This is a genomic window from Nostocoides australiense Ben110 (assembly GCF_001050535.1).
Taxonomy (GTDB): Bacteria; Actinomycetota; Actinomycetes; order Actinomycetales; family Dermatophilaceae; genus Nostocoides_A; species Nostocoides_A australiense.
Genome location: NZ_HG764815.1, coordinates 4,134,398 through 4,144,681 on the forward strand (window position 1 = coordinate 4,134,398; position 10,284 = coordinate 4,144,681).

The 10,284-nt window shown below is 69.2% G+C and carries 6 protein-coding genes, 1 tRNA gene and 2 pseudogenes; 6 read left to right on the top strand and 3 right to left on the bottom strand.

The genetic code is table 11. From position 1 onward, the window contains the following. Window positions 1-174: 174 nt before the first annotated feature. Entirely contained in the window at window positions 175-1,005 is an 831-nt protein-coding gene (locus tag BN11_RS20430) for a DNA cytosine methyltransferase (protein ID WP_235435568.1), read from the bottom strand. 190 nt (window positions 1,006-1,195) lie between these two features. Between BN11_RS20430 and mobF the strand changes: the two are divergent. Further along, a pseudogene (mobF, locus tag BN11_RS20435) lies at window positions 1,196-3,887 on the top strand (MobF family relaxase); the annotation flags it as partial. A gap of 313 nt (window positions 3,888-4,200) precedes the next feature. Here the strand turns inward: mobF and BN11_RS20440 are convergent. Beyond that, window positions 4,201-4,530 carry a helix-turn-helix domain-containing protein gene (locus tag BN11_RS20440; RefSeq protein ID WP_235435569.1) on the bottom strand — a complete coding sequence of 110 codons (330 nt, stop codon included), beginning with the start codon at window positions 4,528-4,530 and terminating at the stop codon, window positions 4,201-4,203. A 194-nt stretch (window positions 4,531-4,724) separates the two neighbouring features. Next, window positions 4,725-5,360, bottom strand: coding sequence for an oligoribonuclease (gene orn, locus BN11_RS20445; protein WP_407667996.1), 636 nt, complete (start codon window positions 5,358-5,360; stop codon window positions 4,725-4,727). 57 nt (window positions 5,361-5,417) lie between these two features. Between orn and BN11_RS26385 the strand changes: the two genes are divergently transcribed. From BN11_RS26385 to BN11_RS24490, 5 genes and pseudogenes are all read left to right on the top strand, one after another. After that, a complete protein-coding gene (locus BN11_RS26385; protein ID WP_083433920.1) occupies window positions 5,418-6,629 on the top strand; it encodes a PrsW family intramembrane metalloprotease in 1,212 nt (403 codons plus the stop codon). Continuing rightward, a complete protein-coding gene (locus tag BN11_RS20455; RefSeq protein WP_048700277.1) occupies window positions 6,626-7,828 on the top strand; it encodes a M20 metallopeptidase family protein in 1,203 nt (400 codons plus the stop codon). The genes BN11_RS26385 and BN11_RS20455 overlap by 4 nt, the downstream gene beginning before the upstream one ends. A 36-nt stretch (window positions 7,829-7,864) precedes the next feature. Then, a tRNA-Arg gene (locus BN11_RS20460) sits at window positions 7,865-7,938 on the top strand. A gap of 32 nt (window positions 7,939-7,970) precedes the next feature. Then, window positions 7,971-9,674, top strand: a complete 1,704-nt coding sequence (locus BN11_RS20465) for a dynamin family protein (RefSeq protein ID WP_235435570.1) — start codon at window positions 7,971-7,973, stop codon at window positions 9,672-9,674. Further along, window positions 9,671-10,284, top strand: a pseudogene (locus tag BN11_RS24490) (ABC transporter); the annotation flags it as partial. The gene BN11_RS20465 and the pseudogene BN11_RS24490, both read left to right, overlap by 4 nt.

Below are 10,284 nucleotides of genomic sequence, written 5' to 3' on the forward strand. Positions count from 1 at the left end.
CCGACACGCCAGCACCGCCCGGCCCACCTCGATCCGCTGCCCGGTAATGACCAGCCCCAAGCCGTCCACACCGGCGAAGGTGTCCAGATCCGGGCGCGTGAAGGTAACGTCAGCCATGTCGAGGTCTTCCAGATCGAAGGCGTAGGAACCTCCATCATCGGAAGGCCTCGACCCTCAACCAAGCAGCGACGCGCACACCCAACCCACACTCTCCTTTGGGAAGAGCCCGTTTCCCCTCCGCGAGATGAGTCGGTTGCCAGCGGGGTGCGGAACAGTGCGCCGGGCGAGGGCGAAGATGCGGAAGCGGTGGTGAGGAGCGCCGACAAGGGAAGCCGGTAGGCCGATCCATCGTGCATCCAGCCGCAGGTCGGCCAGATCGCCGAGAACGGCGCCGAGAGCCCGTAGAGGTCGAGTTGCGTTGTCTCCCAGATGCCACGGGTCGGATTCCAGGCCGCGAAGGGTTGCGCCGTCGGGGGTTGCATCGCCTGGGTTGCGTGGTTCATGGTCGTCTCCTTCTGCGGGTGGCCGCGTCGCTGGTGAGGACAGCAGCCCGCGGACGTTCTCGATGACGACCCACTCGGGCTGGAGCGCGTCGATGGCTGCGGCCATGTGTGCCCAGAGCCCCGACCGTGTTCCTGGCGCAAGGCCGGCGCGCTTCCCGACGGTGGACACGTCCTGGCACGGAAATCCGCCGATGAGGATGTCCACGGGCTTGACCTGGCTCCAGTCGATGGTCGTGATGTCACCGAGGTTCGGCACCTCGGGCCAATGGTGGGCGAAGACGCGGGCGACTGGCTCGTTGAGTTTGGAGAACCACACGGTCTTGGCGTTGAAGACGTGCTCGACGGCGAGGTCGAGGCCGCCGTAGCCACTGAACAGCGACCCGATCCTGAGTCGTGGTTCGCCGCTGGCGTCGAGGTCGTGCATGAAGTCCGCTCCGGTGACGGTCGTCCCCGGCATCGCCTCGCACGAGTTGATGCCGAGCTGGTCACCTGTCAGGTGCACGACTCCGACACGCGCCCGCTGCTCAACCGAGCCACCGCTCGCCGCCACCCGAGGCCTCCGCCCCCGGCATCCGTTCCGACCACCCTCCGAGGTCACACGCGTCTTGCAGGTCGAGGTTGAGCCGGGCGCTACCGCCGTGGAAGTCACCGGGGGCGGGGGCTGCACCTGCCCGGCAGGAGCGGAGGTGCGCATGACGGTTTCGATGCGTGTGATGTCGGCGGGTGACGGCTACAAGTACCTGCTCAAGACGGTCGTGGCCGCAGACGGCAACCGGCCGCTCTCGACGCCGCTCACCCGCTACTACATGGAAGGAGGCACCCCACCTGGTCGCTGGCTCGGCGCGGGGGGTAGCTTCCCTCGGCAAGGGCGAGATTCAGTTGGGCGAGCGAGTATCAGAAGACCAACTCCAGCTCCTGATAGGCACGGGCTGCGATCCGATCACCGGCGACAAGCTCGGCCTGGGTTTCCCGGCGTACAAGAGCCAGGAGCAGCGGATCGAGGCACGGATCGCTGCTCTTGACCAGACGCTGACACCTGGGGCCAAGGGCGAAGCGGTCGCGCAGGTCGTGGCCGAGGAAACTGCCCGGAGCACACGGCGTGCGGTGGCGGGCTTCGACTTCACCTTCTCGATTCCGAAATCCGCATCGGTGCTGTGGGCCGTCGCCGACGCCGGGGTCCAGGCACTCATTGGAGAGGCGCATCATCGAGCGGTTGCGGAGGTGGTTGCGTTCATGGAACGTGAGGTTGCAGCCACCCGTACCGGCGCAACCGCGGGAGACGGCGCGGTTGCACAGGTCGATGTCACAGGGCTCATCGCGACCGCGTTCGATCACTTCGACTCCCGCGCCGGCGACCCCCACCTTCACACGCACGTCGTCATCAGCAACAAGGCCAAGACCGTCCTCGATGGGAAGTGGCGGTCGCTCGACGGCAGACCGATGCACGCCGCCGTTGTGGCGCTGTCCGAACTGCACGAAGCCGTGTTCGCCGACCACATGACGCGCACCTTCGGCGTCTCCTGGGAGGCACGCGAGATGGGTCGGGATCGGAACCCAGCATGGGCGATCACAGGAGTCCCGGAAGAGCTGGTCACAGAGTTCTCTACCCGCGCCCGCCACATCGACGCGGAGAAGAACCGGCTCATCGACGAGTACGTTGCCCAGCACGGACGCCAACCATCGAACGCCGCCGAGTGGCGAACGCGAGCGAGCAATACCCTCGGCCAGGACGCGACGTCGTGGGCACGCGAGATCACCGACAACGACAAGCCGATGCTCCTGCGCGCGGATGATGTGCCGCTCGACGTGATCGGCGAGCTGGGGCGTTCAGTCGTCGAAGTGGTCGGCGAGAAGCGTTCGACCTGGCGGCGATGGAATCTCATGGCCGAGGCATCCCGGCAGACGATGGCTGGCGCTTCGCCACCATGCAGGACCGGGAGGCCATCGTCGCGATGGTCGCCGACGCAGCCGAACTCGTCTCCCTTCGCCTGACGCCGCCCGAACTCGCCGCCTCCCCGGTTGTGTTCCGTCGGCCCGACGGCACCTCGGTGTTCCGGCCGAAGAGTTCGACCGTGTTTACGTCCGAGTCCCAGCTCGCGGCCGAGGACAGACTTCTCGAACGAGCAGCGAACCTGGCCGGTCCGACGGTGGCTCTGGCAACCGTTGAGAAGATCACGCGCAGACCCGACGCGGACGGTCGGATGCTCGGCGACGACCAAGCCGATGCCCTGATCCGGATCGCGGTGTCAGGACGGATGCTCGACTTGCTGGTCGGTCCCGCCGGGGCGGGCAAGACCACCGCCATGAACGCACTCCGCCGCGCCTGGGAAGCCGAGCACGGCACCGGGTGATGCCGAACTGCATGATGCGCTCCTGTTGTGTCGTCGGGCTCGCGCCGTCAGCGGTTGCTGCCCAAGTCCTCGCCGACGATCTCGGGATCGCGACCGAGAATACGGTGAAGTGGTGGCAGAACCACCTCATCCACGGCACCACGTTCGAGACGGGCCAGCTCGTCATCATCGACGAAGCATCTCTGGCCGGCACCCTGTCGCTGGACCGCATCACCCACCTCGCCCAGGACGCTGGTGCCAAGGTGCTGCTGGTCGGTGACTACGCCCAATTGCAATCCGTGGACGCGGGCGGCGCGTTCGCGATGATCGCCAGAGACAGGTCCGATACCCCCGAGCTGGTCGACGTTCACCGCTTCACCCACGCCTGGGAGAAGACCGCCTCACTCGAGCTACGCCACAGACGTACCCAGGCCATCGACACCTACCTCGCCAAACAGCGCATCCACGACGGCAACACAGAGGCCATGACCGACACGGCCTACAACGTCTGGCGCGCCGACCGCGACGCCGGACTCGTCTCGGTGCTGATCGCCGAACCCACGAAGACGTGACCACGCTGAACCGTCGCGCCCGCGCCGACCTGATCCTCAACAAGACGCTGACCCCAGACCGTGAAGTCGAACTGCGGGACGGCACCGCCGCCGGGGTTGGCGACACTATCATCACGCGACAGAACAACCGGAACCTCCGCACCCTGGCCGGGCGGGACTGGGTGCGCAACGGCGACATCTGGACAATAGCCGCTGTCGGCGACGACGGGACCATCACCATCGCACGCGACTACGGGACCGGCACCGTTGTTCGCGACGACGGAACCATCAGGACTCGCAGGCGTGGGCACAGGTTCGGCGGCAGCATCGTCCTCCCGGCCTCGTACGTGGCCGAGCACGTCGATCTCGGCTACGCAGTCACCGCCTGCCGAGCCCAGGGCATCACGACCGATACCGCGCACGTCCTGGTCGAACCGACCTCGACGAGGGAGACCTTCTACGTCGCGATGACCCGAGGACGGCACGCGAACCACGCCTACCTGGTCGATGCGCGCGGTCAGTTCCTTTGCGCTTGGCGTGCTGAGGTGGTCGCGCCAGACCTGCGCGTCCACAGAGCTCAGCCCGACTACTGCGCCGTCGTGCTCAGCGAGCCAAAGCGTTTCGACTGCTCCGAGCCTGGACAAGATGCGTCCTGTCACCGGGTCGTTGGGTTCGACGAGCATCGACAGCACCATCCTCGCGGTGCGTTCGTCTCTCGCGACATCACTCAAGCTGGCCGTCATCGGTTCCTCTCGGCGCTCGTTACCGACGAGGTGGGCCGAGCGCTACCGACGGATCGGCAACTCGGAACCGCAGCTACGAGTCATCGCTCGCTTTGTCCACGATGAATCCCGCCTCGACCAGGGCAGCGCGTACGGCCTTACGGCCCACGCCCATCCGACGGCCGATCGCGCGCATCGAGACCCCGGCCCGGGCGAGGCGCACGGCCCCCGCCTTCTCGTCGATCGCCAGCCCCGGACGGCGGCTCGGCACGTTGCGACGACGCAGGTGTGAGAACACGGTGGCGCGGTGGATGCCGTACCTCTCAGCGAGCGCCTTGACGCTCATCCCAGCGAGGTAGTCGCCGACGAGCGCGTCCACCTCGGCCGCGGTGAGAAAAGTTTGAGCCGTCTCGACAGTCCTCACAACGGGGCCACGATCGTCCTTCGGTGCGCTACTCTGGGGGCGACGGGAGACCTCGTAGACCCCACGGTCTAGGCGGGTGACCAGGGTTTTTGTCTTGGGGGCGGAGTTGCCAAACGTACTACTCAGGCACCCCACGAAGAACCGCCAGGCCGGACCCGGGTCCCGCCTGGCGGTTTCGCTTTACCCCCCTCGCCCTAGTCGAGTTGGTAGCGGGCGGCGATGGCCTTAGCCGTCGGGGTGTCCGGTCCGGGTTGCGGCATGAAGACCGCTTCGCGGTAGTAGCGCAGTTCCGCGATCGACTCGCGGATGTCCGCCAGCGCCCGGTGGCCGCCCTTCTTCTCGGGCGAGTTGATGTACGCGCGCGGGTACCAGCGCCGCGAGAGTTCCTTGATGGAGGAGACGTCGATGATGCGGTAGTGCAGCCACGCGTCCAGCTCGGGCAGGTCCCGGGCGAGGAACCCGCGATCGGTGGCGACGCTGTTGCCGCCCAGGGGCGCCTTGCGCGCCTCCGGAACCCAGGTGCGCACGTAATCCAGCACCCGCGCACTCGCCTCCTGCAGGCTGATGCCGCCGTCGAGCTCGTCGATCAGGCCGGAGTCGGTGTGCATCCGGGTGACGAAGTCGTTCATCTGCTCCAGCGCCGACTGCGGGGGCTTGATGACCAGGTCCACGCCGTCGCCGAGCTGGTTGAGATCGAAGTCGGTCACGAGCGCAGCGACCTCGATCAGCGCGTCGTGCTCGAGGGACAGGCCCGTCATCTCGCAGTCGATCCACACGATGCGATCCTTCGCCGCTCGGTCGGTGGCCGTCGTCGATATCCGGTCTGTCACGCGGACAACCTTACGGCCGCACCGCGTGACGCATGCGCGTGAACTAGCCTCTGGGGCATGTCATGGCAGCAGGCGCCGGTCGCGCCGCCCTCCCAGGTGCCTGGGCACCTGGCCGAGCCGACCGCATACGACCCGGGCTATCAACCCCAAGGAGGCGGGCACACCTCCCGCCGCGCCCTTCGCGGCTGGCTGCTCACCGGCTTGATCATCGCCGGTTTCACGATCGCCGCCCTGGCGCTCGCGGCATACTTCCAAGCCTCGATCGGGCTGATGACGGCGCTGCTCGCGCTCCTGCTCGCCGCGCTGCCGCTCGGGGTCGTCGTGCCGACCTTCCTGTGGCTGGACCGGTTCGAGGCCGAGCCGACCAAGTACCTCGTCTTCGCATTCCTCTGGGGCGCGCTGGTCGCATCGGTGCTCGCCGCCCTGTTCAACACGGGGGCGATGCTCGTCATCCAGTCGGCCAGCGACCCCACGTCGGCGATGGCCACGACAGCCGTCGTCGTCGCCCCGATCGTCGAGGAGACCCTCAAGGGGCTGCTCGTCCTCATCGTGTGGCGGCTGCGGCGGCGCGAGTTCGACGGGCTGATCGACGGGCTGGTGTATGCCGGGATCACGGCCGCCGGGTTCGCGTTCACCGAGAACATCCAATACCTCGGGCAGGGGTATGCCGCGGGGGGCGGCGAAGTGCTCGCCGCCACGTTCGTGGGGCGCGGCATCATGAGCCCGTTCGCGCACCCGATGTTCACCTGCCTGACGGGCATCGGGATCGGCATCGCCGCCACCGCCCGCAGCACCGGGGTGCGGATCGTCGCCCCGATCACCGGCTGGGTGCTCGCGATGCTCGCCCACGGGCTGTGGAACCTGTCCGCCGTCACCGGCGGCGCCGGGCTGCTCGTCGGCTACTTCCTCGTCGGGGTGCCGGTATTCTGCGCGTTTGTGGGTCTGGTCATCTGGGCGCGCCGGCGCGAGGGGCGCCTGATCGGGCGCCACCTGAGCCCGTATGCCGATGCCGGCTGGCTGAGCCCGAGCGAGGTCATCATGCTCTCCTCGATGGGTCACCGCCGCGAGGCCCGGGTGTGGGCCAAGACCAACGCCGGCTCCACCGGCCTGAAGGCGATGCGCCAGTTCCAGGATGCCGCCTCGGAACTGGGCCTGCTGCGGCAACGGATGTACCACCAGGCCGCCGACGCGCACGCGCTGACCGCCGAGCGCAAACTGCTCGACGAACTCACCGTGGCCCGCCGCACCTTCATCGGGAGCGGACGATGACCACGCCCGCCGTGCCGGCCGACCTCGCCGGCGACATCATCGCCTTACGCCGGGACCTGCACCGGCACCCCGAACTCGGCCTGCACAATCCGGCCACGCAGCAGCGGATCGTCGACGCGCTGGCCGGTCTGCCGCTGGAGATCACCCGCGGCCGGGACTGCACGTCCGTGGTGGCCGTGCTGCGTGGTGGCGCGGGGTCGGGGCGGGCGGTGCTGCTGCGCGGCGACATGGACGCCCTCCCCGTCACCGAGGACCTGCCGCTGGACTTCGTATCTCAGGAGCCGGGCCTGATGCACGCGTGCGGGCACGACCTGCATGTCGCCGGCTTGGTCGGCGCCGCCAGACTGCTGTGCGCGCGCCGGGCGGAGCTGGCCGGCGACGTCATCTTCATGTTCCAGCCCGGCGAGGAGGGACCGGGCGGGGCCGAGGTCATGTTGCGCGAAGGGCTCCTGGACGCCGCGGGGGTGCCGGTCGTCGCGGCATACGCGCTGCACGTGGCGGCCGCGGGGGAGCGGCTCGGCACCTGGTTCGGGCGGCCGGGCCCGCTCATGGCGGGGGCGGCGGCCGACGAGGCCGTGATCCAGATCGTCGGCGAGGGCGGACACGGCTCGCAGCCGCACCTGGCGAAGGATCCCGTGCCCGTCGCCTGCGAGATCGTGCTCGCGATGCAGCTGATGGTCACCCGCCAGTTCAACGCGATGGAGCCGATGGTGCTGACCGTCGGCAAGATCGCCGGCGGCACCAAGGACAACATCATCCCCGACGACGCGGTCCTCGAACTGACGCTGCGCACCTTCGACGATGAGCAACGGCGCACTGCCCATACCGCCATCGCCCGGGTGGCCGAGGGCATCGCCTCCGCCCACGGCCTCACCGCGGAGGTCACGTGGCTGATGGGCTATCCGGTCACCATCAACGACGAGACCGAGTACGCCTTCCTGCGGGCCACCGTCGAGGAGATCTTCGGCGCCGAGCGGTATGTCGACATGCCGCACCCCGAGGCGGGTGCGGAGGACTTCGCGTTCGTCGCGGGGCGGGTGCCGTCGGCCTATGTCTTCCTCTCGGCCTGCCCGGCGGACGAACCGGGCAGCGCGCCCGACAACCACTCCCCGCGGGCCAGCTTCGACGACGCGGTGGTGCCCGACGGGGCCTTGCTGCTGGCGGAACTCGCGATGCGCCGCCTTGCCGACCCCAGATAGTCACTGCTCGGGCTGATCTACTCTTGTTCTTCGCCAGCCCCCGTAGCTCAGCTGGATAGAGCAAGGGCCTTCTAATCCCGAGGTCGCAGGTTCGAGTCCTGCCGGGGGCGCTGCGGATTCCTCTCGTCTAAGGTTGACCCTCGTGACCGCGACCATGGACGACCCGGCCAAGCTCCTGGCCGCCGTTCGCGAATTCCGGGAGCAGGTGGCGGCCAGCGTGCTGCCGCTGGACCTGCCGAGCACTGCCGAGGCCAAGGACAACCGGGCGGCGCTGCTGCGCCAGCTCGACGACTACATCCTGCCCCGCCTGTCCTCGATCAACGCGCCGCTGCTCGCTGTCATCGGCGGGTCGACGGGCGCGGGCAAGTCGACGCTCGTGAACTCGCTGCTGCGCCGGCAGGTCAGCCGCGCCGGAGTGATCCGGCCGACGACGACCAGCCCGGTGCTGATCCACCACCCCGACGACGGGCACTGGTTCACCGACCAGCGGGTGCTGCCCGAACTGAGCCGGGTCACCGGCGACGGGGACGACGCCGAGGGGACCGTGCGGCTGGCCGAGTCGCGCGAACTGCCCGCCGGTCTTGCGCTGCTGGACGCGCCGGACATCGACTCCGTCGTCTCGGCCAACCGCGGGTTGTCGCGGCAGTTGCTCTCGGCCGCGGACCTGTGGCTCTTCGTCACCACCGCGGCACGGTATGCCGATGCCGTCCCCTGGGATCTGCTGCGCCAGGCATCCGATCGCGGCACGGCCGTGGCGATCATCCTGGACCGGGTGCCGCCGGAGGTCATGGCGGAGGTGCGCCCGCACCTGGTGGACATGCTGCGCGCCCAGGGCCTGGGCACGGCACCCGTTTTCCCGATTCCGGAGACCACCCTCGACGGCAACGGGCTGTTGCCCGAGACCGACGTGGCGCGGCTGCGGTCGTGGCTGACCGACCTGGCCAATGACGCGACCGCCCGGGAGGTCGTCGTCCGCCAGACCCTGACCGGGGCCCTCGCCTCCCTCGACTCCCGGTCCGAGGAACTCGTCACCGCCAGCCGCACCCAGCAACGCGTCACCGCCGACCTGACCGATATCGTCAACCGCGCCTTCGACGACTCCCGCCGAGGTGTCGAGAACGGGATGAGCGACGGGCAACTGCTGCGCGGCGAGGTGCTCGCGCGGTGGCAGGACTTCGTCGGGACCGGCGAGTTCTTCCGCAAGGTCGAGTCCGGGGTCTCGAAGCTGCGCGACAGGATCACCGGCGCGTTCCGTGGGCACGCCAACGCGCCGGCGGATGTCGAGGAGGCGCTGCACGTCGGGGTCGCCCAGCTGATGGAGGCCAACGCCGCGACGGCGGCCGCTCAAGTGGCCCGCGAATGGCGGGCCCTGCCGGCCGGTGCCGAGATCCTGCACGCCCACCCGGAACTGGCCAAGCCGAGCAGCGACCTCGGCCCCCGGGTGGACGCCGCGGTGCGGACCTGGCAAGACGAGGTCCTCGACCTCGTGCGCAGCGAAGGCCAGGACCGGCGCACCAACGCGCGGGTCGCGGCATACGGCATCAACGGCATCGGCCTGTTCCTGATGCTCGTCACCTTCGCCCACACCGGCGGGCTGACCGGCGCGGAGGCCGGCATCGCCGGCGGCACCTCGGTCCTTGCCCAGCGGGTGTTGGAGGCCATCTTCGGAGACCAGGCCGTGCGGACCATGGCGGCCAAGGCCCGCGCCGCCCTCCTGCGACGGGCCGACGAGGTCATCGAGGCCGAGCGCACCCGCTTCCTCGACGCCGTGGGCGCCCGGACCGTCGCCGCCGATCAGACCGAACGCCTCTCCAGGGCCCTGGACGCCGTGCAGGCCGCTCGATGAGCCCCCTGTTCGGCCGCGGCGACAAGGGCGTGAGCGCCGAGGATCTCACCAAGCACGCCGACGCGCTGCGCTCCGCCGTCGACGCCGGCGGCGCCGAACTGGACCCGGACCAGGTCGCCCGCGCACGGGCCATCGCCACGAAGGTGAGCGAGCGGATGGCCGCCGCGATCTGGGGCGACGACCCGGCAGGACCGCTGCTGGACTGGCTCGTCGTGCCCCACCGCCACCAGGTGCCGGACTCCGAGGGCAGCGCCCTGGACGGACTCGTGCTACTCGACCTGCCGGACTTCGACTCCCGCGAGGCCGCGCACCGGGCCGAGGCCGAACGCGTGATCGGGCTCGCCGATGTCTTCGTCTGGGTGACCGACCCGCAGAAGTACGCCGACGCCCGCCTGCACGACGACTACGTCGCGGCGATGAAGAACTACGGCGCGGTGACGATCGTCGTCCTCAACCAAGCCGACCGGCTCACCCCCGACCAGCAGCGCCAGTGCCTCGCGGACCTGGAGCGCCTGCTGCATCGCGACGGCCTGTCCGAGGTCACGGTGCTCGCCACCTCGGCCCGCACCGGACTGGGCGTGCCCGAACTGCGCGACAAGCTCTCCGACGC